25 protein-coding genes, 1 tRNA gene and 2 pseudogenes are annotated in these 26,408 nt (G+C 62.5%); 13 read left to right on the top strand and 15 right to left on the bottom strand.

Features of this window, described 5'->3' with window-relative positions:
* Positions 1-11 precede the first annotated feature (11 nt).
* The 3 genes from hflX (at position 12) to SSA02_RS08430 (ending at position 2,834) form a co-directional block, all read left to right on the top strand.
* Positions 12-1,322 carry a GTPase HflX gene (gene hflX / locus SSA02_RS08440; protein ID WP_147093618.1) on the top strand — a complete coding sequence of 437 codons (1,311 nt, stop codon included), beginning with the start codon at positions 12-14 and terminating at the stop codon, positions 1,320-1,322.
* Between the two features lie 139 nt (positions 1,323-1,461).
* Positions 1,462-2,331, top strand: a complete 870-nt coding sequence (locus tag SSA02_RS08435; RefSeq protein WP_147093617.1) for an inositol monophosphatase family protein — start codon at positions 1,462-1,464, stop codon at positions 2,329-2,331.
* A gap of 77 nt (positions 2,332-2,408) precedes the next feature.
* Positions 2,409-2,834 (top strand): host attachment protein, encoded by a 426-nt coding sequence (locus SSA02_RS08430; RefSeq protein ID WP_147093616.1) that lies wholly within the window; start codon positions 2,409-2,411, stop codon positions 2,832-2,834.
* Positions 2,835-3,052: 218 nt separating this feature from the next.
* Here the strand turns inward: SSA02_RS08430 and hmpA are convergent, their stop codons facing one another.
* The gene (hmpA, locus tag SSA02_RS08425; RefSeq protein WP_186807733.1) at positions 3,053-4,255 is read right to left on the bottom strand and encodes an NO-inducible flavohemoprotein; all 1,203 of its coding nucleotides are present in this window, start codon (positions 4,253-4,255) and stop codon (positions 3,053-3,055) included.
* A gap of 145 nt (positions 4,256-4,400) precedes the next feature.
* Between hmpA and SSA02_RS08420 the strand changes: the two are divergent.
* A pseudogene (locus SSA02_RS08420) lies at positions 4,401-4,771 on the top strand (RrF2 family transcriptional regulator); the annotation flags it as partial.
* On the opposite strand, the gene SSA02_RS08415 reads toward SSA02_RS08420, so the two are convergent.
* Positions 4,772-6,226, bottom strand: coding sequence for a SulP family inorganic anion transporter (locus SSA02_RS08415; protein WP_147093614.1), 1,455 nt, complete (start codon positions 6,224-6,226; stop codon positions 4,772-4,774).
* A gap of 249 nt (positions 6,227-6,475) precedes the next feature.
* Between SSA02_RS08415 and SSA02_RS08410 the strand changes: the two genes are divergently transcribed.
* Positions 6,476-6,551 (top strand) — tRNA-His (locus tag SSA02_RS08410).
* 69 nt (positions 6,552-6,620) lie between these two features.
* Here SSA02_RS08410 and SSA02_RS08405 read toward each other — a convergent pair.
* The 5 genes from SSA02_RS08405 to SSA02_RS08385 form a co-directional block, all read right to left on the bottom strand.
* Positions 6,621-8,072 (bottom strand): mannose-1-phosphate guanylyltransferase/mannose-6-phosphate isomerase, encoded by a 1,452-nt coding sequence (locus tag SSA02_RS08405; RefSeq protein WP_147093613.1) that lies wholly within the window; start codon positions 8,070-8,072, stop codon positions 6,621-6,623.
* Between the two features lie 122 nt (positions 8,073-8,194).
* On the bottom strand, positions 8,195-9,661 hold the full coding sequence (locus SSA02_RS08400) for a phosphomannomutase (protein ID WP_147093612.1): 1,467 nt from the start codon (positions 9,659-9,661) through the stop codon (positions 8,195-8,197).
* A 57-nt stretch (positions 9,662-9,718) separates the two neighbouring features.
* The gene (locus SSA02_RS08395) at positions 9,719-10,192 is read right to left on the bottom strand and encodes a hypothetical protein (protein WP_147093611.1); all 474 of its coding nucleotides are present in this window, start codon (positions 10,190-10,192) and stop codon (positions 9,719-9,721) included.
* A gap of 10 nt (positions 10,193-10,202) precedes the next feature.
* Positions 10,203-11,102 carry an NAD(P)H-binding protein gene (locus tag SSA02_RS08390; RefSeq protein WP_246103744.1) on the bottom strand — a complete coding sequence of 300 codons (900 nt, stop codon included), beginning with the start codon at positions 11,100-11,102 and terminating at the stop codon, positions 10,203-10,205.
* Entirely contained in the window at positions 11,099-12,535 is a 1,437-nt protein-coding gene (locus SSA02_RS08385; protein WP_147093609.1) for a hypothetical protein, read from the bottom strand. Before SSA02_RS08385 ends, SSA02_RS08390 begins: the two co-directional genes overlap by 4 nt.
* 235 nt (positions 12,536-12,770) lie before the next feature.
* Between SSA02_RS08385 and rplM the strand changes: the two genes are divergently transcribed.
* Both rplM and rpsI read left to right on the top strand, forming a co-directional pair.
* The gene (rplM, locus tag SSA02_RS08380) at positions 12,771-13,247 is read left to right on the top strand and encodes a 50S ribosomal protein L13 (protein WP_147093608.1); all 477 of its coding nucleotides are present in this window, start codon (positions 12,771-12,773) and stop codon (positions 13,245-13,247) included.
* Positions 13,248-13,252: 5 nt separating this feature from the next.
* Entirely contained in the window at positions 13,253-13,738 is a 486-nt protein-coding gene (rpsI, locus tag SSA02_RS08375; RefSeq protein WP_147093607.1) for a 30S ribosomal protein S9, read from the top strand.
* Positions 13,739-13,828: 90 nt separating this feature from the next.
* Here the strand turns inward: rpsI and SSA02_RS08370 are convergent, their stop codons facing one another.
* Entirely contained in the window at positions 13,829-14,023 is a 195-nt protein-coding gene (locus SSA02_RS08370; RefSeq protein WP_147093606.1) for a DUF2256 domain-containing protein, read from the bottom strand.
* A gap of 173 nt (positions 14,024-14,196) precedes the next feature.
* Here SSA02_RS08370 and SSA02_RS08365 point away from each other — a divergent pair, with 173 nt between their 5' ends.
* Both SSA02_RS08365 and SSA02_RS08360 read left to right on the top strand, forming a co-directional pair.
* Entirely contained in the window at positions 14,197-15,006 is an 810-nt protein-coding gene (locus SSA02_RS08365) for an alpha/beta fold hydrolase (protein WP_147093605.1), read from the top strand.
* The gene (locus tag SSA02_RS08360) at positions 15,003-15,854 is read left to right on the top strand and encodes a sugar phosphate isomerase/epimerase family protein (RefSeq protein WP_147093604.1); all 852 of its coding nucleotides are present in this window, start codon (positions 15,003-15,005) and stop codon (positions 15,852-15,854) included. The genes SSA02_RS08365 and SSA02_RS08360 overlap by 4 nt, the downstream gene beginning before the upstream one ends.
* Positions 15,855-15,933: 79 nt before the next feature.
* Here the strand turns inward: SSA02_RS08360 and SSA02_RS08355 are convergent, their stop codons facing one another.
* Positions 15,934-16,689 carry a class I SAM-dependent methyltransferase gene (locus SSA02_RS08355; protein WP_147093603.1) on the bottom strand — a complete coding sequence of 252 codons (756 nt, stop codon included), beginning with the start codon at positions 16,687-16,689 and terminating at the stop codon, positions 15,934-15,936.
* Here SSA02_RS08355 and SSA02_RS12920 point away from each other — a divergent pair.
* Positions 16,688-17,065, top strand: a pseudogene (locus SSA02_RS12920) (helix-turn-helix domain-containing protein); the annotation flags it as partial. The gene SSA02_RS08355 and the pseudogene SSA02_RS12920 overlap by 2 nt on opposite strands.
* 72 nt (positions 17,066-17,137) lie before the next feature.
* The gene (locus SSA02_RS12915; protein ID WP_246103770.1) at positions 17,138-17,605 is read left to right on the top strand and encodes an MmyB family transcriptional regulator; all 468 of its coding nucleotides are present in this window, start codon (positions 17,138-17,140) and stop codon (positions 17,603-17,605) included.
* Between the two features lie 139 nt (positions 17,606-17,744).
* On the opposite strand, the gene arsH is transcribed toward SSA02_RS12915, so the two are convergent.
* The 5 genes from arsH to SSA02_RS08325 all read right to left on the bottom strand — a co-directional run bounded on the left by arsH (position 17,745) and on the right by SSA02_RS08325 (position 22,112).
* Entirely contained in the window at positions 17,745-18,437 is a 693-nt protein-coding gene (gene arsH / locus SSA02_RS08345; RefSeq protein ID WP_281287515.1) for an arsenical resistance protein ArsH, read from the bottom strand.
* A complete protein-coding gene (locus SSA02_RS08340) occupies positions 18,434-18,778 on the bottom strand; it encodes an ArsR/SmtB family transcription factor (protein WP_147093601.1) in 345 nt (114 codons plus the stop codon). The genes arsH and SSA02_RS08340 overlap by 4 nt, the downstream gene beginning before the upstream one ends.
* A 161-nt stretch (positions 18,779-18,939) precedes the next feature.
* Entirely contained in the window at positions 18,940-20,082 is a 1,143-nt protein-coding gene (locus tag SSA02_RS08335; protein WP_147093600.1) for an acetoin dehydrogenase dihydrolipoyllysine-residue acetyltransferase subunit, read from the bottom strand.
* A 3-nt stretch (positions 20,083-20,085) separates the two neighbouring features.
* Positions 20,086-21,114 carry an alpha-ketoacid dehydrogenase subunit beta gene (locus SSA02_RS08330; RefSeq protein WP_147093599.1) on the bottom strand — a complete coding sequence of 343 codons (1,029 nt, stop codon included), beginning with the start codon at positions 21,112-21,114 and terminating at the stop codon, positions 20,086-20,088.
* Between the two features lie 32 nt (positions 21,115-21,146).
* Positions 21,147-22,112, bottom strand: coding sequence for a thiamine pyrophosphate-dependent dehydrogenase E1 component subunit alpha (locus SSA02_RS08325; RefSeq protein ID WP_147093598.1), 966 nt, complete (start codon positions 22,110-22,112; stop codon positions 21,147-21,149).
* A gap of 243 nt (positions 22,113-22,355) precedes the next feature.
* Between SSA02_RS08325 and SSA02_RS08320 the strand changes: the two genes are divergently transcribed.
* Complete coding sequence (locus tag SSA02_RS08320; RefSeq protein WP_147093597.1) at positions 22,356-23,351, top strand: GAF domain-containing protein; 996 nt, start codon at positions 22,356-22,358, stop codon at positions 23,349-23,351.
* A gap of 337 nt (positions 23,352-23,688) precedes the next feature.
* A complete protein-coding gene (locus SSA02_RS08315) occupies positions 23,689-25,545 on the top strand; it encodes a Hint domain-containing protein (protein ID WP_147093596.1) in 1,857 nt (618 codons plus the stop codon).
* Positions 25,546-25,603: 58 nt separating this feature from the next.
* Here the strand turns inward: SSA02_RS08315 and SSA02_RS08310 are convergent, their stop codons facing one another.
* The gene (locus SSA02_RS08310; protein ID WP_147093595.1) at positions 25,604-26,332 is read right to left on the bottom strand and encodes an SDR family oxidoreductase; all 729 of its coding nucleotides are present in this window, start codon (positions 26,330-26,332) and stop codon (positions 25,604-25,606) included.
* Between the last annotated feature and the right edge of the window lie 76 nt (positions 26,333-26,408).

Below are 26,408 nucleotides of genomic sequence, written 5' to 3'. Positions count from 1 at the left end.
ATAGTCCCCACGTGTCCGTTACGACCAGTACGACTCCCCCCGCCACACGCGCGGCCGTCATCCTCCCTTGGGAGCGCCCGACCCCGCAGGACGAGTTCCGGGCCGCCGAGGCCCGGCTCGAGGAGGCGGTCGGACTTGCCTCCTCCATCGGTCTCGTTGTCGTAAGGCAGGCGGTTCTGGCCATACGTGCGGTGAGACCGGCGACCCTGTTCGGCAAGGGGCAGGTCGAACAGATCGCGGAGATGGTGGCGCAGGACAGCGTCAAGGTCGTGATCGTCGATGCGCGACTCTCCCCGGGGCAGCAGAGAAATCTCGAGAAGGCGCTGAACTGCAAGGTTCTGGACCGCACGGGCCTCATTCTCGATATCTTCGGCGCCCGTGCGGCGACACGCGAGGGCGTGCTTCAGGTCGAGCTCGCCCATCTGGAATACCAGCGGTCGCGTCTCGTTCGTCTGTGGACCCATCTCGAGCGTCAGCGCGGCGGTTTCGGCTTTCTCGGCGGCCCCGGAGAGACGCAGATCGAGGCCGACCGGCGCATGATCGGCGAACGACTCGTTCGCCTGCGCAAGGAGCTGGATCAGGTACGGCGGACCCGCGGCTTGCACCGCTCGGCGCGCAAGAAGGTTCCTTTTCCCGTGGTGGCGCTCGTGGGCTATACCAATGCGGGCAAATCGACCCTGTTCAATGCCCTGACCGGTTCTGCCGTTCACGCCCAGGACCAGCTCTTCGCCACGCTCGATCCGACGATGCGCGGCCTGCGTCTGCCTTCGGGGCGACGGGTGATACTCTCCGACACAGTGGGCTTCATCAGCGAACTGCCGACCGAACTCGTTGCCGCCTTCCGTGCGACGCTCGAGGAAGTGGCCGAGGCGGATATCATCCTTCACGTTCGCGATGTCGCCCATCCCGACAGCGCGGCGCAGCGTGCCGACGTGATCAATGTTCTCGACAGTATGGTGCGGGACGGCATGCTGGACGAGGACTGGCCGCGCCGTACCATCGAGGTGCTGAACAAGGCCGATCTGCTGGGCGGTATCGAGGCTGTACCCCGTCATCCCGATACCGTGGCGATATCGGCGATCACGGGAGAGGGTATTCCCAATCTCTTCTCCCGGCTCGATCAGCACATGACGGCATCCATGTCGCTTGTGCGGGTCAATCTCGACAGCAGCGACGGTGCGGCGCTCGCCTGGTTGTACGAACATGGTGAAGTGCTGGAGCGACTCGATCAGGACACGGGGATCACGGTCGATGTGCGCCTTTTCGAGCAGGATCGCTCACGGTTCGGACAACTCTACCCGGATTGCCTTGTCTCTGCCTGAAAGCTTTCCGATATTTCCCCTGTGACCGGATACCTGTGTCCGGATACCTGTGTCCGGATACCTGTGGCCGGACGTCTGTGTAAGGGCGTGTGCGACAGGACGCCGGAGGGTCGGCACGAGGGAAAGAGGGGAGAGATCGGTGAGGGTCGAAGACCGGGAGGATAGTCTCGAGGAGGCCCGTGCTGGCAGGGCCTTGCTTTCCGATCTGACGGATATCGCCCGCGAGGCGGCTTCCCGGATCATCATGCCGCGTTTCGGCTGCCTTTCCGCGACGGATATCCGGACCAAATCCTCCCCGTCCGATCTCGTCACCATCGCCGATGTTCTGGCCGAACGATACATCACCGAGCGTCTCGCCCTGCTCCTGCCCGGTGTCCTCGTCATCGGCGAGGAGCGATGCAGCACGGAGCCGCATCTTCCCGGTCTGGCGGCACAGGCCCCATGCGCCGTCACGATCGACCCGATAGACGGAACGGCCAATTTCGCCGCCGGTCTCCCTCTTTTCGGCGTGATGATCGCGGTGCTGTCCCATGGCAAACCGGTGGCCAGCGTCATTCTCGACCCTGTGGCCGGAACGGCGGCACTTGCGGCCCGGGGAGAAGGGGCCTGGATGGAGGACGCGACGGGAGGCATTCATGCCCTGCGCGTTGCGGCGCCGGTCGATCGACTCGATGCCGCCGCCGGGAAGATCTCCTGGCGCAGCCTTCCCTGGTGCGATCAGGCCCAGGCCAACAGGACGATGCGCAGCATGACGGGGTTATGCGATCTGCGCTGCGCCGCACATGAATATCGTCTCATGGCGGGTGGCCACGCGCATGTGCTTGCTTATGGGCGCACCTGTTTGTGGGATCACTGTCCCGGATGGCTTCTGATCCGCGAAGCAGGCGGATTCGGCGCGCGTCTCAACGGCGTTCCGTTTCATCCCGGGCTTCCGGGAACGGGGTTGCTCTATGCCTCGGACGAGCGCGCATGGCAGCGTTTTCACAAGGCGCTTTCCTTGCCCGACTGAGGCGGCGCGAACCAGTGCCCATCGCAACTCCTCTGATGCTACAGCGTTGTCATTGCAGGTAAAAAAGGAGAAAGCCCATGCCTAATCAGGATCCGGTCCTCTATGCGATCTGCGATGGAGAGAAGGCACGATTTCTGCGCTATGACGGTCAGCAGATGCGCACGATCCAGAGATTCGGGGCCCATGACAGGAATACGGATGCAGAGGGCGAGGTCGCATCCATCAAGGAGCCGCGTTCCGACCCCAAGGTGCAGGTCAAGGAGCGTTTCGCGCGCCAGATCGCCGAGGAAATCGATGCGGCGCTGAAAGCCAACCCCGCGCTCGAGGGGCTCGTTCTCGCTGCTGCGCCTCATGTCCTGCACGATATCAGGGAACATCTCTCGAAGGCGACGAGCAGGAAGCTGATCAAGAGCGAGAGCAAGGATCTGACCAATATCCCGGATCCGGAGCTCCTGTCGCATTTCGACCGCCCGGCGACAGGGTGGCAGATCCCGCGTAGCTGAGTCCTATCGCCCGGGGACGTCCGGGGGCGCCCGGATGGCACCCCATTCGTATTTCCCCTCCCGCCTTCATTGCGTCGATATGGCCGATGACGCGGATTGTCCGGGCGTTTCATCGTCCGGGCGTTCTGACGGGAATGGCAGTGTCTTCCGCCGCGGCCCACTCCCGCCAGAAAGGACCTCCCAGCAGGCGTACCCGCCGGGAGGCCGGGCCTGCCCGCTCAGGCGGCGAGCAGGGATTCGTCCGGTCCGTAGAACTCGTGATGCAGTCGCGATTCCGGAATGCCCAGTTTCGTCAGCGCGCTGAAGAGGTCGCGCTGGAAGCCGCGCGGTCCGCAGAAATAGAGATGGCCTTCGTTGCCGAGCTGTTCCGCCAGCCATTCGGCCGATACATGCCCTTCATGGACGCGCAGAGAGGTGTCGGGATGGGCGTTCTCGTCTTTCGTGCTGAAGAGATCGATCTCCGGCGCAGCTTCGGTTTTCTGGAGCGAGGCCAGCTCGGCGAGGAAGGGCATATGATCGAGAGACGGCGTGGTATGAACGAGATGCATTGGCCGTCCCGGGTTTTTCTCCTCCTGCTCCGGAAGCATGCTCATGAAGGGCGTGATACCGCTGCCTCCACTGACAAGGAGAACGGGCGCCGATCCTGAAGCTTCGAGCGTGAACTGGCCTGCTGGCGGTGCAACTTCGAGAATGCCGTTTTCATGCAGATTGGCGTGCAGCCAGCTCGAGACCATGCCATGCGGGTCGCGCTTGACCGAGATACGGTAGGCGTGCGTGCTGGGCGCGCTCGAGATGCTGTAGCAGCGTCGGGTGTTGAGTCCGTCCTGCTCGAGGGCGAGAGCGAGATATTGTCCGGGCACATGTTTCAGGACCGGTTTGCCATCGACCGGCTCGAGCCAGAACGACACCATGTCCGGGCTTTCCTGGACGCGTTTCGCTACCCTGAAGCTGCGCCATCCGCGCCATCCGCCCGGCTCTGTCTCCCGGGTGTGGGTCAAAGCGGTCTCGCGCGAAATGAGCACATCGGCAAGGAAGCGATAGGCTTCCGCCCAGGCATCGATGATCTCCGGCGTTGCCGCCTCGCCGAGAACGGTCCCGATGGCCGTCAACAGCGCCTCGCCGACGACGGGATACTGCTCGGGCGTAACCGAGAGCGCCACATGCTTCTCGACGATCAGGCCGAGAGTGTTCTCCAGGGCCGAGGGGTCGTCGATATGCTTTGCATAGGCGAGCACGGCCGCTGCCAGTGCCCGGGGCTGGCGCCCTGTGGCCTGATCCGTCTGATTGAACATCGCTGCGATCGCAGGATCCTGCATCAGCTTTTCGTACATCGTTTTCGTAATGGTGACCCCGTGCGCCTCGAGGGCGGGGATAGTAGCCTTGATGATCGGCGCCGCGCCGGGCTTGAGTGGCTTGATCATGGTGTACTTCCTGTGAGGTGTGTGATGAGCCCACCTTACCGGGATCGCGTCTATCACGCAAACGTTATACATATTTTACACACAGAACATTGTATATCCAATATAATTTCGACCCCATTTTTATTTCGTATTCGGATATACTTGCCGCGTTCCTGTCAGGGAAATTGCCGAGCGCTACGCCATCTCGGATAACCACCTCGTCAAGGTCGTGCATCGTCTCGGTCAGGGGGGATTCGTCAGGACGATGCGGGGCCGGGGCGGAGGGTTGATCCTCGGACGACCGCCTGAGGAGATCGTCATCGGCGATGTCGTGCAATTCACCGAGGAGGATATGTGCCTCGTCGCGTGTTTCCAGGTTTCCGGCGGGGGGCAGGGTGTCGGCTTTCCGGCGCCTGCCGTCTGCAGCACGTTCCCGGAGAGGCGCTGGGCGCATTCATGACCGTGCTCGACGGTCAGACACTCGCCGATCTGCTCGCGCCGCCCGGGCTGGAGGCCATGGCGGCGCGGATCGGATGATCACATCGAAAGAAGCGGCTCGTCCGACTGCTCGGCGATCAGCTTGTGGCGACGGGTCTGCAGACCTTCGACGACGACGTCGATTCCGCGGGTCTGGAGTTTGGTGACGATTTTCTCGAGAATGTTGATTGCGGTGATATCCCAGAACGTCGCATCGGCAACGGATATCTTCACATGCTTGGCCTTGGTGTGAAAATTGACCGCATCGAAGAGGGTCTCCGAAGAGACGAAGAAAACCTGACCGTGCACGATATAGAAATCGGTATCGCCCTCGGTTTTCGTCTCGACGCGGAGCATCTTCATCGCACCCCATGCGAAGAACACGCCGCTCAGAAGCACGCCCACGGCAACACCCGCGGCGAGATCGCTGGTCGTGACCGTGACGACGACCGTGCAGAGCATGACCAGGCTCGACAGTTTCGGATGGCGCAGCAGATCGCGCAGCGATCCCCATGCGAATGTGCTGATCGAGACCATGATCATGATCGCGACGAGGGCCGCCATCGGCACCTGGGCGACGTAATCGTGCAGCAGCACCATCAGAATGAGCAGGAAGGCGCCCGCAGTGAAGGTGGAGAGACGCCCCTGACCGCCATAGCGGAGATTGCCGACCGTCTGGCCGACCATGCCGCATCCACCGATGCCGCCGAAGAGACCGACCAGAATATTGGAAATGCCGAGCCCGGTGCATTCCATCCGTCTGTCACCATGGGTGTCGGTCTGGTCATCGACGACGCCAGCCGTCATGAGGGATTCGAGAAGTCCGACCGAAGCCATGGCGAGCGCATAGGGCAGAACGATCTCGAAGGTTTCGAGCGTGAAGGGGACATGCGGCCAGACGAGGGACGGCAGACCTGTCGGCAGGGCGCCGAGATCGGCCACCTTGTGCACCGGCATGGGAATCCAGGTGACGAGAAGCGTCAGCACGACGATGCAGATCAGAGGCGACGGAATGACCGTCGTCACGCGGGGCAGGAGATAGATGATCGCCAGACCCAGCGCGATGAGCGCATAGGTATGCCAGGTCACATGCATCATCTGGGGCACCTGCGCCGAGAAGATGAGGATCGCGAGTGCGTTGACGAACCCGGTCTCGATCTCCTTCGACACGAACCGCATCAGAACCTGAAGGCGCAGCAATCCGAACACGATCTGCATGGCGCCTGCGAGCAGGGTCGCGAGGAACATGTACTGGACGCCGTGATTGTGAACGAGGGCAGCGACCACCAGGGCGACCGACCCGGCCGCTCCGGAAATCATGCCCGGGCGACCGCCGGTGATCGAGATCGCGATGCTGATGACGAACGAGGCATAGAGGGAAACGGAAGGCGATACGCCGGCCACATAGGAAAAGGCGATGACTTCCGGGATGAGCGCAAACGTACCGACCATGCCGGCCAGCACCTCGCGCAGCGGGCTGTACGCCCACTGTGCGCGATAGGTAGAGAGATTCAAGAGACAGCTCCTCGGGTCTGAAAACGAAAAAAACCTGTTTCGTCGTATTCTGGCCCGACGCGGCAATGGCACACCCAAGGTAGAAACATCGGACCCGGGCTGCAAGGGGAGAGTGACCGGGGAAAAGAGAGAGACGGCGACAATACAGCCATGCGAGAGCGATATGTCGGGGCGCGGCAACGGGAAAAGAATCTGGAAAGGGGGCTAGACGGCGGCCTCGCATTTCTCTAAATCGGGCTTCGCTGTGTGGCGGATGTAGCTCAGTTGGTAGAGCGCCGGTTTGTGGTACCGGTGGTCGCGGGTTCGAGTCCCGTCATTCGCCCCAGCATTTTCCCACAAAGAAATACGTTTCGCGGTTTCCCTGCCCTTACGGGCAGAAAAACCGATGGTCGTTCTATGACCGATGGCGAGCGTAATTATCGTCGAAACGGACGATATCGTCTTCGCCCAGATAGGGCCCGGATTGCACCTCGATGAGGGTCAATGCGATTTTTCCCGGATTGGACAGGCGGTGTACGCAGCCCAGAGGGAGATAGACGCTCTCATTCTCCCGAACCATGATCTCGTCCTGATCCCGGGTGACGATGGCCGTACCGGCGACGACGACCCAGTGCTCGGCCCGATGAAAATGCTTCTGCAGGGACAGGCTGTGTCCGGGATCGACATGGATGCGCTTGACCTGGAAGCGATCGCCCTGGATGAGGCTCTCGTAGAAGCCCCATGGGCGATACATCCGGTTGTGATTTCTGGCTTCGGTCCGTCCGGCTTGCGTGAGTCGGGCGACCATCTTCTTGACGTCCTGCGCCCGATCGCGATGTGACACCATCACGGCGTCATCCGTCACCACGACAATCAGGTCCTCGACCCCTGTCACGGTCGCGACGACACCGTCTGACCGGACATAGCAATTCCTTGCACCGTCGAGAAACACGTCTCCGAATGTCGCATTGCCCTGGTCGTCCTTGGGGCTGATTTCCCAAAGGGCATCCCAGCTGCCGATATCCGACCAGCCGAAGGTCGCCGGAACGACGGCGGCACGTTCCGTGCGCTCTGCGACGGCGTAGTCGATGGAGATGTCGGGGGACTGGCTGAACGCATCCTCGGCCAGACGTTCGAAATCCATGTCCGAAAGCCGCGCCTCGACGGAACGGCCGACATTGGCGTGAAGGTCGGGCTCGAAGCGTTCGATCTCGCCGAGAAGAATATCGGCCCGTGCCACGAACATGCCCGAGTTCCAGGAAAATTCCCGGCTGGAAAGAAAGGTCTGGGCCTGCGCGAGATCGGGCTTTTCCCGGAATCGGGATACGTGAAAGGCTCCGGGGGCCGTATCGATCGGGGCCCCGCGTTCGATATAGCCATATCCCGTTTCCGGTTTGGTCGGTGTGATTCCGAACGTCGCGATATAGCCTTGCCGCGCTGCCGTCGCTGCGATCTCGAGCGTTCCGTAAAGCGCTTCGGGATTGTCGATCGCGGCATCGGCGGCCATGACCCACAGGACGGCCCCCGGGTCCTGCTCGGCGACGATGAACGCCGCAGCCGCGATCGCAGGAGCGGAATTGCGTGCCGAGGGTTCGAGAACGATCCGTGCGTTATCGACACCGATCTCGCGGAGCTGCTCGGCGATGATGAAACGATGCGCCTCGTTGCAGACGACGATCGGCGCGCCGAAATCCGGTCGCAAACCGCGAAGCGCCGTTTCCTGCAGAAGCGTCCTGTCAGAGAGAAGGGGCCAGAACTGCTTCGGAAAGCTGCTGCGCGAAACGGGCCAGAGGCGGCTTCCCGATCCACCCGAAAGGATGACGGGGATGATGGTTCCCTCTCCGGGGCGGGACTCTGAGAGTGACATTTTTCTTTCCTGCAAAGATCGCGGCATCCCGGCGTGAGATGCGCTTTCGAAGGTCGCCTGACATGGGTGGCATGACCGGTTCGTACAGCCCGGTGCGTGACGGCAGCGTCACGGCGTTCATGTCACGAGGCTGGCGCCACGAGGGCCCGGGCCTCCTCGAGGAGGGAGAAAGCGCGCTCGGGCGCGCTGGCTTCCACATAGATCCTGAGTTCGGGCGCATTGCCCGACGGGCGCAGATGGAGAATGTCTCCCCCCGAAAGGAAGAGACGAAGACCGTCGGTCTCGTCGACCGACAGGACGCGATTCCGCTCCGCGCCCAGACCGGGCACGAGTGTCGTCTCCTCTATCCGTTCCCGCAATCCCCTGATCGTCTCGAGACTGACTGCGGATGGAAGGGGGGCCACCCGATCGCTCAGGGTGAATCGCTGGGGCAAGGCCTGCTGCAGACGCCGGAGACTTCCCCCCTGCTCCCTGGCAGCGAGCAGAACGGAAAGGATCGGCAGCACGGCATCGCGCGTCGGCAGAGGCGAGAGGACATGTCCGTCCCGCTCGACCGGGCTCGCAAGAAGAAATCCGCCATTGGCCTCGTAACCGACGGAGGGACGGATACCGTCGTTTTCGGCACGCATCATATCCTGGATCACGAAGGGCGATCCGATACGTGTCCGGTTTATCCTCCGGGCGAATGCCGCCGCCTCGAGGGCCGTGTTGCTGTTGACCGGGGTCGTGACCGCTCCTGCGCCCAGAAACCGGGCCGTGACGAGGCCAAGAATGTCGCCACGCAGCCAGGCCCCCGATTCATCGGCGACGAGCGGCCTGTCTGCGTCTCCGTCGGTCGTGACGATCGCATCGATCTCGTGGGTTTGTGCCCATTCCCGGGCCAGCCTGTGGTCGGCCTCGCGAACGGCTTCGGTATCCACGGGAACGAATTGCGCGGAACGACCGAGAACCAGGACTTCCGCGCCGAGCGCCTCGAGCAGACCGGGCAGGAAATCCCGCCCCACGCCGGAATGCTGATAGAAGGCGATCCGGAAACCCGAAAGCGCCTCCCTCCCGAAGAAACCGACATAACGTTCGAGATATCCTGTCAGGACATCGGTCGGTTCGGGGAGCGGAGGCGGCTCGAGAAGAGCGCCGGCCCGGTCGAAGATTTCCGCAGGGATCGCGACATCGATCCCGAGCATCCCGGCCTCGTCGGACTTCATGAATTCGCCATCGAGCCTGTTGAACTTGATGCCGTTGCGATCGTCGGGAATGTGGCTGCCCGTCACCATCAGGGACGGGATCCGTCGCGAGAAGGCGAAGACGCAGAGCGCCGGCGTCGGGACATGGCCGCAATAGATCGGCGTCCCTCCCATGAAGAGGATCGCCGCGAGGCAGGCGCGCATGATCCGGGGCGTGCTCGGCCTGAGATCTCCCGCCAGGGCGACCGACGTGCCGGGCCCGAACTCCCCGCATCGTTCGAGATGTCTGAGATAGCCGACGGTGTAGGCGAAGCAGACCGAATCCGTCATTGACGAGACGAGACCGCGTGCGCCGCTCGTGCCGAAGCCGACTGCCGAGCGATCCATCCAGTGCGATATTTTCATGTGACCGAGATGCCCTGGTGCGTTTGAAGACGTGACCCCTGACCCGGACGGGATGGTTTACACACGGCCATAGCCGAAACTGTTCCGGGCACGGGGGGCGAGGCGGCAGCAGATCCAGCCGCCCTCGCCCATATCCGGGGTGTTGTTGTCCAGCGCGGGGGTAAGAAAGCCGTTGGGCAGAAGGACATAATGGCTGGTGTGCAGTTCCGGGCCGTGAAGGAAGACGTTCTTCCAGATCTTGCCGTCAACTGTGTAGTCCTTCTGCGTCCAGGTTCCGTCCAGCGTGTCCGAGCGGTTGAACATCATGTCTTCCGCCCAGTAGGACTGACGATGCAACCTGTATCGACCGGACGTTGCCGTCGGAGACCCATCGAGGACCAGCTCGATCGCGACATTGCCTTGTGGGGTCGGGAGCGGATTGAAGCCGAACCAGTCGCCGAATACCGGGCCGGTGGGACTGGTGCATCCCCCGGCGGTCAGTGCGAGGAACAGGAGGCCGAGGCGTGGAAGCGACCGGATCAGGGGGGTCATGTAGATACTCTCAGTCTGCCGGGGCAATATTGCGTGCGGCGACGCGATCATCCGCATCGAAGAGCTGCCGCAGACCATTCTGCAGGGAAACCGGATCGAAGCCCAGACGGGCGCGCATCGGGGCGGAATCGAAAGCCTTGTCTTCCATCAGACGCCGGACCTCGTCACGCCCTATTTCCGGAAAGCCGGGCAGCCGCGAGACGAGAGGGGCCAGATATTCGAGCAGGCGCCCGGGGATGGAGACAATCGGGCGCTGCCGCATGGCCGAGGCATGCAGGATCGCCCTGATGAAATCGCGATAGGCGACCGGATCCGGCCCGGCGATGACAAGCGTTTCCGGTCCGGCGATGGCGCCGCTGGCCGCGAGATCGAGCGCCGCAACCAGCGCGCGGGTGACATCGTCCTGATAGATGGGTTGAACGCGTGCCCTGCCTCCGTTCGGAAGGGGGACAAGGGGCAGGCGCCGCAGCAGGGCTGCCAGACGCTGCACATTGTCCTCTCCGCGCGCGCCGTAGATCATCGTCGGATGAAGGAGCAGCCCCGGGCGCCCGGACTTCAGAAGAGCGGTCTCGCCAGCCAGGACACCTCTTCCATGCGCGTCGGGCCAGTTGGTGAATTTGCGCGTGCTTCCGAGACCGATGAGCACCGTATCGGCGGAGGTCGCTTCGAGAATGGCCGGGATGTACCGCGCATGGGCCGTCGAGACGACCCGCTTCGCATCGGCGAGCGCCTTTTTCAGGGCGGCAGGATCCTCGAGTTCCGCCTGTCTCGTCTCGTTGAAAGCCTCATCGGAAACCGGACGTCGCGTGACCGCGATGACCGTATCTCCGCGCGCATGGAGCGCGCGGCACAGGGCGCGACCGGAGCGACCCGATGCGCCGATGACATGGATCGGTGCGACGGACCTCACTGCAAGCTCGTGGTCAGGACCGGGGGAGACAACCATCGCTGCCGCATCGCGCTGTCGGCCTTGAGTCGTGCGCCGAGGCTGCGCAGCATGTCCAGCGTGAGAGGTTCGGGCGGATGGAGCGCAAAGACGAGGGTATGACCCTGGGCATTCTCGAGAAAGCCCGGCAGGGCACTCAGCCCCGGTGTCGTCTGGATCATGATTGCCATAGGCAGGATGAGCCGCGCCTTGAGCTGGGCGAGCGGCACGTTCTGGCTGTCGGCAATACGCTGGAGCAGCGTGTCCACGGTATTGCCCTCATCCCGGTAACTGATCTGCAGGGAGTCGATCAGAGGTCCTTCAGACGCCCGCCGGGTTTGGTTCGGCAGAGGCACGAAATTCGCGCCAGACATGCCGAACTCCAGGGAAAAGACGCCCGGCGTACTGGCGGTCAGGGCGGTCTCGCCATGGCCGGATTTCATATTGAGATGCAGGCGCTGGACGAGATGGGCCACCCGTATCCCGTCAGGCAGGAAACGCGTGGCCTGAGGGGGAAGCCCTGTCACGACGACATCGCGCATGTCGGTTTCCTTCTTGAGGAATCCGCCCTCTATCCGACTGCCCATCTCAGAGGTATCGATCGTCAGACGCAGCCCTGCGAGCGAGGCTGCGATCTTGCCGCTCTCGAAGGTCGCCGGCGCCTCCCATAGATCCGGTTCGGCCTTCAGGCCCGGGAGAAGAGGCTTCCGGGCGCCCGAATCGATCAGCGCGACCATCCGTGCGAGCCGGAACCCCTTCTCGTGAAGTGTGCCGATCCCGGCCTGTATCGGGGCAAGCTTCAGCCGGGACCGGCGGGAGAGCAGAAGCGCTTGCGGGCTGTCGGTATCGCAGACCGCGGAGAGATCGTGCAATTCTCCGCCATTGCCGTCATCATGGCCGTAATTGTCCAGAATCGCCTCCCGGAGCCGAAAACGGCAACCGGGCGTTGCGGTCTTCAGATCCAGGCGATGGATCTGGCCATGACGGAAGCGGATCTCCGAGGCAGGAGGGAGGGACGTGATGTCCTTCTTGTCCCGGCTCATCGGGGGCAGGCGCAATCTGTTGAGGGTGAGGTCGTCGATGGTGCCCGATACGGGGCCGTCGACAGTCACGCCCTCGGCGCGGATGCGCGAGAATCCGAGGCCGCTGACCAGAAAGCCGGTCGGGTTGTTGACCGTGAGATGGCGCGCGGCAAGCCGGACGGAGCCGCGGGTGAAGCGGGCGTTTTCGAAGCCCGCGCCACGCGCGAGAATCCGGGGATAGGCGCGATCGTATTCGAAACGGGCATCGGGGGGCAGATTGGCCCGGAAGCTGGCGAGCGCCCGTTGCAGCTCTGCCTTCGATTCATGGCGCGCGCCGACCCAGCCCAGCCCGACGATCACGCTGCACAGACCAAAGAAAAGCAAGGGTCTCTTCACGTCACTCTCTTTCCCGGATCGGCCATATCGTTAACCAGGCATAATGTTACCCCGATGCGCGGGCAACTCCAAATCCGGCATGGCGATATGTGGTATCATGATACCTCAACCCCGGAAAGCCCGGAAAACCGCCACGAAACGCGGGAAGGGAATCGCGAAAAAGCTTGACGCGCTTCCCTGCGGCCCGCATAAGGCGCGCCCAATACCAACACATGTTGCTGGATCAGTCTGAATCATGAAGACCACACCTTCGTTGAAGCCCGCAGAGGTGACGAAAGGCTGGACCCTGATCGACGCCGAAGGGCTCGTTCTCGGCCGCCTCGCCACCATCATCGCGACCCGCCTGCGCGGCAAGCACAAGCCGCAATTCACCCCGCATGTCGATTGCGGCGACAATATCGTCGTGATCAACGCCGAGAAGATCGTCCTGACCGGCAACAAGGTCGGGCAGAAGCTCTTCCATTACCACACGGGTCATCCCGGTGGCATCAAGGAGCGCACCATCACGCAGCGCCTCGAGGGCAAGAACCCCGGCAGCGTGATCGAGAAGGCTGTCGAGCGCATGATCACGCGCGGCCCGCTTCAGCGCGCCCAGATGAAGCACCTGTATGTCTATGCCGGTGACAAGCATCCGCATGAAGGCCAGCAGCCGGTCAAGCTGGATGTTGCGTCCATGAACCGCAAGAACACCCTCAATGTGATCGAGGCCTGAGAGATATGTCTGAAACTCAAGAGCGCACGGGTACGCTTCAGGACCTCGCCGGTATCGCGCCCGCCACGCAGGCTGCACCGGTTCACGAAGTCAAGCGCGACGCACAGGGCCGTTCCTATGCGACGGGTCGCCGCAAGGACGCAACCGCCCGCGTCTGGGTCAAGCCGGGCAAGGGCGACATCATCGTCAATGGCCGCCCGGTCACGACCTATTTCGCACGTCCGGTCCTGCGTATGCTCATCACGCAGCCCTTCCTGCTGACCGACAGCTACAACAAGTTCGACGTCTATTGCACGGTCAAGGGCGGCGGTCTGTCCGGCCAGGCCGGCGCCGTGCGTCATGGCATCTCGCGTGCCCTGACCCATTACGATCCCGCCCTGCGCGGTATCCTCAAGGTTGCCGGGTTCCTCACCCGTGACAGCCGCGTCGTCGAGCGCAAGAAGTACGGCCGCGCCAAGGCACGTCGTTCCTTCCAGTTCTCGAAGCGCTGATTCTTCTTCCGGGGAGGCAGGTCTTCGGATCTCCCTCCCGGAAGGATCGCTTACGGAAAAACCCCGTTCTCTTGCGAGAGCGGGGTTTTTTCATGCCTGCGCGGCAGACGGGTCGCGCTCCGTCGTGCCGGCCCGTCGGCATCTTTCCGAGCAATAGCGCACGGAATCCCATTCTCTCGCCCATTTTCTGCGCCATCGAAACGGCCTCAGACAGACAGGGCAGAGCTTTTCCGGAAGATCGGCTTTGGCGGGTTTCGACGCAACGCGCCCTTTTCCTCGTGCCATGGCGTAGGCCTCCTCCGGCGGTTTCCTGCATCCCGGGCCAGGGCCAGGGGCTCGGGGCTCGGGGCTTCGTCATGTCCCGCTCCGCAGCGTATGACGAAGCCTTCATGGAACTGCCGCCCCTCCCGGACGCTTGCGAGAGAACTCCTGATTCGTTCACATAGTTGCGAGGGACCATGCCCCATATCATCGCCAGCGACGGCACGAAGCTTCATTACCGGGAGCAGGGGCACGGGAGACCACTGGTCATGCTGCATGGCTGGACGTTCTCCGGCCGGTTTTTTCATCGCAACGTGCCGGTCCTGTCGGAGAAGGCGCGTGTCATAACCGTCGACCTGCGTGGGCATGGCGAGTCGGACAAGCCGGATCACTCCTACCGGATCGCGCGGCTTGCCGCGGATCTGCGGGATCTCCTCGAAGCGCTCGAACTCGAGGACGTGACCGTGCTCGGCTGGTCCATCGGATGTCCCATCATCTGGTCCTATCTCGAGCTTTTCGGGAAGGCGCGGCTGCGCGATGCCATTTTCGTCCAGCAGACGCCGCGTCAATATTACTCCTCCAGCTGGAAATCCGGTCATGCTGCCTGTTACGATCAGGCCGGACTGAGCGAGACCATCCAGAAACTGACGCTCGATCCGGAAGGATTCGACCGTCAGAACCTGTCGGATTGTCTTGCGACCACGCTGGGAGAAGACGAGCGCGCCATGCTCCTTTCCGAGATGGCGAAGTCTCCTGCCCATGCGCGTGCCGCGATGATGGCCGATCATACGACACAGGACTGGCGCGACGTTCTGCCCCATCTTGACCTGCCATCGCTCATGATGATCGCGGAAAAAGACGCGGTACTCGTCCCCGAGGGCCCGGCCTGGGTGGCGGACAACATGCCCAACTGTACCGCGCTGCGTTTTTCGGAGAGTTCGCACATGATCTTCCTGGACGAGACGGATAAATTCAACAGGGCGGTAGAGGAGTTCATCGGTCGATGACGCGGCTTCCCTTCCGTTTCGGGGTGAACGAGTTCACCACCCAGCCATGGTCCTTCGAGGAGGACGTGGCCCGTTATGCCGCACTCGGTGTCGATGCGATCGAGATCTGTGAGGCGAAACTGGATCGGGACCGCGCTCCGGAACAGATCCAGATGGCCATCGATGCCGGTCTGGGGATCAGTGCCGTCCAGCCTGGCATACGAACCGTGTTCGACAGCCGCATGGCGCCCGAGCCCGAGGGCGTGCCTGCCCGTATGACCGCCTTTGCGGAAAGTCTGAAGCGTCTGGCGCCGATGACGCCGGGGGCGTCTTTCGTCATGAATACCGGTGCGCCCCCCGAAGGGAACATGCAGCGCGCGATCGACGAGACCGCGCGTCAGATGCGCGTGCTTGCGCCGCTTGCCGCCGATCTGGGCGTGACCCTGGCGATCGAGCCGCTCAATCCGACATCGATGAATATCGAGACCGCGATCTGGACCATCGACCAGGCACTTGATCTGCTCGATGCGACCGGTCACGGATCCTGCGGTCTGTGTCTCGATTACTGGAATATCTGGCAGCAACCCGAATGCTGTGCCGCTATCCGGCGCGCGGGAAAGCGGATCTTCGTCGTTCAGGCGAGCGACTGGCGCGTGCCGCGCTCGACCATGGATCGCCTCGTGCCGGGAGAGGGGGTCATTCCGCTCGGCGCCCTGCTCCATGCAACGCATGATGCCGGTTACGAGGGTGTCTGCACCGTCGAGATCTTCTCGTCCGGTGTCGAAGACAGCCTGTACGAGCGCGACCTCGAAACGGTGATCCTCCAGAGCAGGACGGGTCTGGAAGAGGCCTGGCAAACGCCGCGCTGAATCCTCCTGTCCGAAGCAGGACGTGCCGCAGATCGGGCGAAGGGCCAGCGGAGGCCCGGGGATACATCCCGACCCTCTTTCATATTCGTACGACAACATATCTGTGTACATCGACGGTGAAGCTGCCATCGGGTTCGATCACGAGCGTGTCGCGCACGATCTCCGGGGCGGCTTCCTGCAGTGACCGGATCGCCTCGATCCGGACGGGCGGTGCGCCGGTGCGTGCAACCCAGCTCGCGAATTCCATGCGCAGCTTGTGAGCATGTTTTCCGATGATGGAAAGCCCGGCATCATCCAGCATTTTCTCCCATTCCGCGCAACTGTAATCACGAACGTGGGATACATCGCGCAACAGCTCGAGTGTCTGAAGCCAGCTATCGACCATCGGCGATACCGGTGCGGTCACGTCGATGAACGTGGCGAGGCCTCCGGGGACGAGAACGCGGCGCGCCTCGCATAGCCCCGCACGGGGGTTCTCCCAGTGATGTGTCGTAAAGCGGCAGAAGATGGCGTCGAACGATGCATCGCCCAACGGAAGGTTTTCGGCCGGCGCGCAGAGGGTCACGACGTTGGGCAGGCTCCTCTGAGCGGCTTCCCGGGCGATCGCATCGAGCATATTCGGCGTAATATCGCAGGCAAGGACCGTTTCGACATGAGGGGCGAGGCAATAGGCGACATGGCCGCCCCCGGATCCCAGATCGAGGACATGCCCGAAGCTGCTCTCCGCAGCCAGAGCGCCGATGGCGTCCAGATCGTCACCGTGGCGATGCACGTCGCTTGTCACATAGCGCTCGGCACGGGATGCGTAATGCCGGGCTATAAAAGGCTCGTTCATGAGATCATCTCCGGTCGTTTTCCTGAACCGGCAGGGAGAAGCGCCGATCCGGACAGCGGCTACGATGACGTTCTGCCGAAGAGGGTATAAGTTCGAATTTTATCCCGGTATTGAAAATACCATGACATGGCGTGACCCAGATCGGGCTCGAGATATAGGTATTTTTCTGCGCACCCGGCGTGAGGCTCTCACTCCGGCCGATGTGGGATTGCAGCCGGGGTCAGGTCGCCGCCGGGTGTCCGGCCTGCGTCGGGAGGAGGCGGCTCAACTCTGCGGGATCAGTACGACCTGGTACACATGGCTCGAGCAGGGGAGAGACATTTCATGCTCGGCGTCGGCGCTGGGGCGCATTGCCTCTTCGTTGCGTCTGTCGCCCGCGGAACGTGAATATGTTTTCGCATTGGCAGAGCTCAGGGATCCGGACGGATCCCGTTCCGCCAGTGATGAGATGCCGTCCCCTGTGGCCGGGATGCCCGATCTCCTGAAGGTGCCGTGCTACGTTCTCGATGCGTTATGGAATATACGTGTCGCCAATGAGGCGGCATGCACCTTGTTCGGTGCCTGGTTCGGGGCGGGGGACCGCAATCTTCTCGATTACGTGTTTCTCGATCCTGAAGCGCGGCGTTTCATGGACCGGTGGGAGCATAATGCGCAGCGGGTTCTGGCTGAATTCCGGTCGGACAGCCTGCATGGTGAAACGGAGAAAGTGGGCGCTCTGGTATCCAGATTGCGAGCCGCGAGTCGGGATTTCGAGCGTCTCTGGCATCAGCAGGCGGTGACGACGCGAGAGGGAGGGCCTCGCCGGTTTCATCATCCCGCCGACGGCGTACTCGATTTCGAGCAGACCACGCTCGGGTTCACCACATGGCCGCAATATCGCATGGTGGTCCTCAGGCCTGTCGCCGGGCTCCGATAGATGCAGTCAGAATCGTCGGTCACTGCCCGCTCGCTATCGGTTCTCCCGACGGCGATCCTGTCTTGCAGGAAGACGGCCATGCCAGGGAAACGGTTATGTCGGGGAGATGGCTTCGGGACGTACCTGTCGGGACGATGCGCTAGAGCGCATCCGGCAGGGGGATGCGTGCCTTTCGTTCGCTGAAACGATCCACGAGATAATCCGCACGGTCACGCGTGAGACGCGTGAATTTCACCAGCTCCTCCATGACATCGACCACCCGGTCGTAAAGCGTCGAGGGAAGCATACGGTCGTTCTCGTCGAATTGTCTGTATGCCATCGGAACGCTGGACTGGTTCGGGATCGTGATCATGCGCATCCATCGTCCGAGGACCCGAAGGGCATTGACTGTGTTGAAGCTCTGCGATCCTCCGCAAACCTGCATCACAGCCAGGGTTCTGCCCTGGGTGGGGCGTACCGCAGCGGTTTCGAGCGGCAGCCAGTCGATCTGGTTCTTGAAGATCGATGTCATCGTGCCGTGGCGTTCGGGGCTGCACCAGACCTGACCCTCCGACCAGCGGGAAAGGTCGCGCAATTCCTGCACTTTCGGGTGATCGTCTCCCGTCGAGTCCAGCAGGGGAAGACCGGCCGGATCGAAGACGCGCGTTTCCGCGCCGAGCTGTCGGAGGATCCGCTCGGCTTCGAGAGTCAGCAGGCGGCTGAAGGAGCGCGGACGGAGCGAACCGTAGAGCAGAAGAATCCGGGGAGGGTGGTCCGCGCGGCGGGCGGGTTCCAGCCGGTCCTCCTCGATCGGGAAAAGCAGGGAAAGGTCATGGGGTGAGGGTGCGTTCAAGACTGTGTCTCCTCTCGATGAGCCGGACGGGGCGGACACGATCCGCCCTGTGCGGCATTTTCCGCGCAGCATTCCGCAAGGAGAAAGGCGGCGAGCGCTTCCACCTGCGACGGCTCGGCACGACAGGAGACGAACCGCCCGTTCCGGGTGGTGGAGACCAGCCCCGCGCGCTGGAGAATCGCGAGATGGGCCGAGATCGTGTTCTGCGGCTGAACGAGATGACGGGCCACCTCCCCGGCGGCGAGCCCTTGCGGCTCGTGGCGTACGAGAAGGCGGAAAATCGCGAGCCGGCTCGGCTGGGAGAGGGCCGAGAGAACCGGAAGAGCGGTTTCAGTATCCATATATCCAGAAATATGGATATGTTACGTCCCTGTCAATGATGATCTCTTCCCCCAACGGGACGCCGATGAGGATGGAGAGAGAGGCGTCTCTCCATCCGTCACCCTGACCGGAAGCACCATGACCGGGTCTCACCCGTTGCTGCGGGTTTATCCGGGCGGAATCAGCTTCGGTTCCCGGTCGCCGCGCGTATGGCACGCACGACCTCCTCGGCCTGCTCGAGCTGGGGCATATGGCCTGTCTCGGGCAGAATCCGGCATGCGATGTTTCCGGATAGGCCCTGCGTCGCTGTCACGGGCAGGATCTCGTCGTCCTCACCCCAGAGGAGGGTTGTTCGCCCTTCGAAACCGGCCAGCGCGCCTCTCAGGGAGTGTATCTGGCGTGTCCCGTCGAAATTCGTCCGGGCCAGGGTCTCGAGCCCGTGAAGCGCCCCGTCGAGACGTTTGAAGCGAATCATATCCTCGACCATCTGACGCGTGATGAGATTCCTGTTCCGTACGAGCATCGCGAGAACCGGCTCGAGCGTCCGGCGCCGATCTGCGGTGAGGATTCCCTCGATGAAGGCGGCGTTGATGGTCTCTCCCAGACCGACCGGGGCGATCAGGGTCAGGCTCGCGACGCGTGCGGGATGATGTGCAGCCAGGGCGATGGCAATCGCCCCACCCAGGGAGTGACCGACGACATGGACATGGTCGATTCCCCGTTCCGCCAGAAGCGCCGCCGTGACGGCTGCTAGGTGATCGATCGAACCGTCCCCCACGGATTTGGAGGATTCTCCATGTCCGGGAAGGTCGAATGCGATGACACGATCCGTTGCGGCCAGAGCGTTTTCCACGAGCGTCCAGTTCTCGAGCGCACCGGCAAAACCATGGATCAGCAGGACCGGCGCTCCGGTCGGCGTCTCCGGATCGGCTGGCGGGTTGCTCTCACGGATTCTCAGACGCAGATCCCCGATCTCGACGATACGGGTCTCGGGCGCGTGGGTCTCCGCCGCCATGTCCTGCTCGGGTGCTGTCTTCCATGCGGCCAGATAGGACTCGATCGCGTCTTCGGGGACGTCATCGGGCGCAAGAACGCCGATGAGGGCTCCTACAGGAAGCGTGTCCCCCGGCGCGGCGAGACATCGCCGCAGCGTTCCGGCGGCGGGACTTTCGTAGACATTGGTGATCTTCGTCGTTTCGATCTCTGCCAGGTCCTGCCCGGCGGCGAGTGTCGCGCCGGGCTCGGCCAGCCAGCCGACGAGGGTTCCCTCGGTCATGGCGAGGCCGAATTTCGGCATGGTGACGGGCGTGATCCCTTCATGCATCGCTCAGGCCTCCTGTCTCGCGCCATAGCCCATGACGGCCCGGGCGGCGGCTTCGATCTTCTCCGGGTCCGGCATGTAATGCCGCTCGAGCGCTGCGGAGAACGGTACGGGCGTATGGGGCGGTGTCACGCGGCGTATCGGCGCGCGCAGGGTGTCGAACCCTTCTTCGGCAACGAGAGCGGCTATGTCGGTCGCCATGTTGCAGCGCGGGCTCGATTCGTCGACGATGACGAGGCGACCCGTTTCCGCCACGCAGTCGAGGATCGTGCCCGTATCGAGCGGAGAGGTCGTCCGGGGATCGAGAACGGTGCAGGCGATACCGTCCTTCTTCAGGCGGTCCGCTGCGCTATTTGCGAAGCCCACCATGCGCCCGAAAGCGACGATGGTGACGTCCTTTCCTTCCCGGGTGAGGTTCGCCTCTCCGAACGGAATGGTATAGGCCTCGTCCGGGACGTCTTCCTCCTCGTCGTACATCAGCTTGTTCTCGAGAAAGATCACCGGATCGTCGTCGCGGATCGCCTCGATGAGCAGCCCCTTTGCCTCGTAGGGGGATGATGGAATGACCACCTTGAGCCCCGGAATATGGGTGAAGAGGGGGTACAGCGCCTGGCTGTGCTGGGCGGCGGCAGAGAGCCCTGCGCCATACATCGTACGGATGACCAGAGGCGTGCGGGCCTTCCCGCCGAACATATAGCGGAACTTGGCCGCCTGGTTCATGATCTGATCGAGACAGCAGCCGACGAAATCGACGAACATCAGTTCGGCCACCGGGCGCAGACCCGTGGCCGCAGCGCCGGCGGCTGCGCCGATATAGGAGGCTTCGGAAATCGGCGTATCGAGCACGCGATCCGGGCCGAATTCGGTGTAGAGGCCTTTCGTCACGCCGAGTACGCCGCCCCAGGCTTCCTCGACACCCGAGCTGCCGCCTTTTCCTCCGGCAATGTCCTCACCCATCAGGATCACACGCTCATCGCGGCGCATTTCCTGTCGCAGGGCCTCGTTGATGGCCTGACGGTAGCTTTTTCTGCTCATGGTCCTGTCCTCCCTGTCTGGCGGCGGAGCGTTCAGTAGGTCACGTAGACGTTTTCGATCAGGTCCTGCGGCGACGGGACGGGATCGGCCTTGGCCTGGCGCACGGCTGCCTCGATCTCCGCGCGGATTTCCGCATCGATACGATCGAGTGCCTCTTTCTCGACGGTGCTGATCTGCATGACGCGCTCGCGGAAGGAGGAGAGACAATCCCGCTCCGCGCGGAGCTTCGCGACCTCGTCGCTCCTGCGATAGCTCGCGGCATCGCCTTCGAAATGGCCGTACCAGCGCGCGAGATGCACATGCATCATGACGGGGCCCTTGCCGGATCGGGCGTGGTCGATGGCTTCTCCGGCCGTCTCGTAGACGGAAAAGAAATCGGAGCCGTCGCATTCGAGATAGGGCATCCCGAATCCTTCCGCCCGGGCCTTCTGCGACCCGGCACAGGCGTAGGACGCGCCGGTCGCCTCCCCGTAGCCGTTATCCTCGAGAACGAAGACCGCCGGCAGGTGCCAGACCGAGGCGAGATTCAGGCTTTCGAGCGTCGTGCCCTCGTTGGAGGCACCGTCGCCATAAAAGGCAACGGCAACGCCATTATCGCGCAGGAGCTTGTGGGAGAGAGCCGCCCCGCAGATCAGCGGCGGCCCCCCGCCGACGATCCCGTTGGCGCCGAGCATGCCGCGCGAGAGATCGGCGATGTGCATCGATCCGCCCTTGCCCTCGCAGACACCGCTCTTCTTTCCGTAGATCTCGGCCATCATGCCATCGACGGCGACACCTTTCGCGATGCAGTGCCCGTGGCCGCGATGGGTGCTCGCAATCGAGTCGGTCTCGTTCAGATGGGCGCAGATGCCGACAGCCGAGGCTTCCTCGCCGCAATAAAGATGGACGAAACCAGGGATTTCACCTGTGGCGAATTCCACATGGAGTCTTTCCTCGAACTCCCGGATCGTGCGCATCGCGCGATAGGAGCTCAGAAGCGTGTCATGGGGGATTTGCATGTGAGACCGTCCAGCTGGCGCGCCGGACCGGCGCGCGGGGTTGTGCGGAAATGCGTCTGTCGCCCGGCCTGAAAAGAGAAGGACTCCGCTCGAGGAGGCGACAGACCAGATCTGCGCACTCCTGCGCTGCCGTCAGAACATTATAATGTGACGAATAACAGACATGTGTTCGTATCAGGTCCGAACTGTCGCAGTTCCGAGACAGTTTTTCCGGCAGAGACAATTCAATACAGGACAATATTCATGGCAGGACCAGCAGCAGGGCGGGATTCGCTTCGCAGCGATGGACACAATGCCGCGTCCCCCGGAATATGGTCCGGCGGATTGCCCGAGTCCTGGTTGTACGAGTCCTGGGCGCGGTGTCAGGTACAGCATTGCCTTCCGGCACCTGCGCGCGTCATCGGTCCCGTTCTCTGTCAGGCGGAACTCCGTCAGGCAAAGCAGAGAATGGGGCGCATGTTGGGCGTGGCGCTCGAAGTTCTGGAGCATCTCTCCGGTCTGGTCGTTCCGTTCGGTTATGTCGCCCTCCTGTGCGATGCCGACGGTGTCGTTCTGGCGCATCGCGCTCCCGCGTCGCTGGAACGGCGCTGCCGACGATGGAATCTTCATGCCGGGGCGATCTGGTCCGAGGATCTCGTCGGCACCAACGGTGTGGGGACCTGTCTGGTGGAAGGGCGGCCGGTCACGGTGCACGAGGTTCAGCACTGGAGCGCCGCACTCCATCGCCTGACCTGTTGCGCTGCGCCGTTTTACGGTGCCGATGGCAGGATCGCAGGCGCTTTCAACGTTACCATGCCGCATCCCGGCGCCCGGCTTGCCGAGTGCCGCGTGCTGGAAGCCCTGCTGGCGGAGGCAGCGCGTCGGTTCGAGATGACGACATTCTGTTCCGTTCACGAGGGGAGAGACATAACGCTGCTCGCTGCGGCACAACGCCTGTCGACTCCCATGATCGCAAGAGATTCCTCCGGGCGGATCGTGGGAGCGAGCTACGCCGCACGCCATCATCCGTCTCCCGGGGAGAGGGACGTTGCAGCCGGATCGTCCGACCGGCTCGCCCTGAGCGCCCCTGATGTCCGCCTTCCGGATTTCGACCGGGCGGCGCGTGCCGTGATCCGGGATGCGCTTGCGATGAGTTCAGGCAAGGTGGCGCCTGCCGCGCGTCTGCTCGGGATCAGCCGTGCCACCCTGTATCGCCGCATGAGCGCCCTCGAACTCGGGCGGAACCACGAGGGCGGGTAGGGAGACGAAATAATCCGGTCTCTTTCCCCGGTCGGACGAAAAAAAACAGGGTTTTCTCCTGATGGGGCGGATCGCGAGGAAAATGAATAAAACCTCTCCGGTTTCCCGGCCTGAAGCTGGAGGATTCATATGGCAGACCTGATAATTCAGGTAATTCTCCTCTCGTTACCCAATGAAATTTAACGATAATTAACAAAGATGAGAAATAAACAGGAAATCGTTAAAGATTATCACGAAATAGTCATATTTTCATTCCTGAACCGTATGATAGCTCTGAACAAGGGACGAAATATAATGATTAATTAACGATGAAAAGTCGCTCGCAAGGAGAAACGAGATGCCATCCGATACCGTTACGAATACGACATCATCGGGCGTTACCTATCGCGTCACGACGAATACGAATTTCCTCGGCATGACGACGTCATGGGATGTCGTCATTACCGGTCCGGATGGATCGACTTCGTACGATGGCCGAATCTATCCGGTAAGCGGGCAGGTCATTACCGGCAGCGACTTCAGCTTCACCCTGGCCAATCTTCTCGTAGGGGGGACATATGTCGTGCCCCCCGGCGCTTCGGGAGAGGTCAATATCGCCGTCCAGCTCGGAACGGCCTTTCCGACGACGATGTATATCGGTGGCGAGGCCACGATCACGACAGGGCTTTCCGGATTGAGCGGCCTCGATATCTCGGTGGATGGCGGAACCGCCACGCTTGCAAGCGGCATCGTCGGATCGGCCCTGAACGGCACCACCGTGACCATCTCCCATGGCGGGCGCTTCGCAAACGGGAACTCGCTCATCAATGCCCTGACGGGGACGCGCATTGCATTCGGCCCCGGTGGCGGAACATTGACGCTCAATGCGGGCGGTGCGGTACTCGAGCTGACGAGCACGACCATCACCGGCTACAATCCCAGCGAGACGGTTATCGAATTGCAGAATTCCGTGGCGCCGGTGGCGCAATACACGATTTCAGGGTCGGGCACCTCGCGCGTGATCACGCTGATCGGCAGCGATGGAAACACGATATCGCGCTATGCGGTGAACATGGCCGACGGTGTCTCTCTTCCGACCGGGAGTTTCGTGCCCGGGTCGTCGCAAAGCAATCCGCTCCGGATCACCTATAGCGATGGCAATACCTATGTCGGCGTCTGTTTTCTCGCCGGCGCACTCATCGGCACCCCTCAGGGGCCGAGAGCGGTCGAGACCCTTTGTGTCGGAGACGATGTTTTCGTCTTTCGCGGTACGGAGAGGCTGATCCGCAAGATCCGCTGGACCGGATGCGCGACGACGCAGGTGGACCGCGATCGGCCCGACGATCTCGCAGGATATCCGGTGCGGATCTGCCGCGACGCGCTGGCCGAGGGGACACCCTCGCGCGATCTGCTCGTCACTCCCGATCATGCCCTGTTTTTCGAGGGGGTTCTCATTCCTGCACGGATGCTCGTCAATGGACGGAGTATCTATTTCGACAGGACGATCACCCAATATTCCTATTTTCACATCGAGACGGACGATCATGCGGTGATCATGGCCAACGATCTCCTGACGGAGAGCTATCTCGACACCGGAAATCGTCATGTGTTCCGGCAGAAAGGAAAGGTCGCGACCCTTCCCGGTCGGAAGAAAAGCTGGTCGGAGGACGCTGCGGCGCGGCTTGCCACCGAGCGCGCCCTGGTCGAGCCGGTCCATGAACGGCTCCGCCTGCGCGCCGAGGCGCTGGACTTTGTGCTGCAGGTCCGGGAACGCGAGCGAACCGACGATCCGGATCTGCATCTGGTCGATGAGCGCGGACGAAAGATCCGTCAGGCGCGGCGGACCGGCCGTCAGAGCGTCTTCATGATTCCCGACCGGGTGCGCTTCGTTCGCCTCATGTCACGCACGATGCGCCCCAGCGAGACGGAAGGGCCTTTCGTCGATGACCGGCGCAGGCTCGGCGTTCTGGTGGGGCGGATCGGTTTTTTCGATGCGGGGGGATCCGTCGAGCTGACTGCACATCTCGGCAACGCTGCCCTGCCCGGATGGGAAAGCCCGGAAAACGCTTCATGCCGCTGGACCAGGGGAGAGGCGCTGCTCGATCTGGGTGTCAGGGAACGGAACAGCATCGGTGTGCTCTCGATCGAGATTCTCTCGAGCCAGCACTATCCGGTTACGGAGGATGCGCATACCGACATGGTCAGGATCGCCTGAGTCCTGCATTCCCCGGCCCGACCGGGCCGGGGAATCGTCCGTCGAGGAGTGCGGCAGATCAGATATCGAAGCCTTCCGGGAGGAGGACCAGATCGCGCACGACGGTGCCCTTGCGGCGCGTCAGCATGAAGATCAGCGCCTCGGCCACATCCGAAGGCTGCATCATTCCGCCGCCCTCGAGCGCGGCCTTGCGACGATCCGGATCCCAGTCATCGATGAGCGGGGTCACGACCGGGCCGGGCTGGATGGCGCCGATACGCACGCCGTGCGGCGCCAGCTGACGGCGGCAGGTATGGGTGAAGGCCTGGATCGCATGTTTCGAGCCGGTATAGATCGGCTCCGCGACGATCGGCACGACGCCTGCGACCGAGCTCGTGATGACGATATCGCCGCTGCCCTGTCTGATCATCGGGACCATCGCGACCCGTGCGGAATGGAAGGCGGCGTTGATGTTGAGGTTCAGCATCCGGTCCCAGCTATCCGGGTCGCCTTCCCAGGCATTGCCACCGACATAGGACCCGGCATTGGCGAACATGATGTCGAGGCGCCCCTCGGCATCCAGAACCGTATCGACGGCCTGCTGGATGCTCGCATGACGGAAGAGATCGACCTCGACGGCGTGAACCCTGTCGCCCAGTTCGGCCCGCGCCCTTTCCATCGCGGCCTTGTCCCGGTCGAGAATATAGACAATGGCGCCTGCGGCCACGAGCTGGCGCACGCATTCCAGTCCGATGCCCGATGCACCGCCTGTGACGGCGGCGATCCTGTTCTGGAGGGAGAGAGACATGCCTGACTACCTTATCCGGATGAGGCAGGTCCGGACGAACCTGCCACGACCGCGCGATCATGGCACGCGATTTAGC

It is taken from the genome of Swaminathania salitolerans (assembly GCF_007988945.1).
Classification (GTDB): Bacteria; Pseudomonadota; Alphaproteobacteria; order Acetobacterales; family Acetobacteraceae; genus Swaminathania; species Swaminathania salitolerans.
The sequence above is the reverse complement of the archived record's forward strand: the minus strand, read 5'-3'. Positions and strand labels throughout refer to the sequence as shown.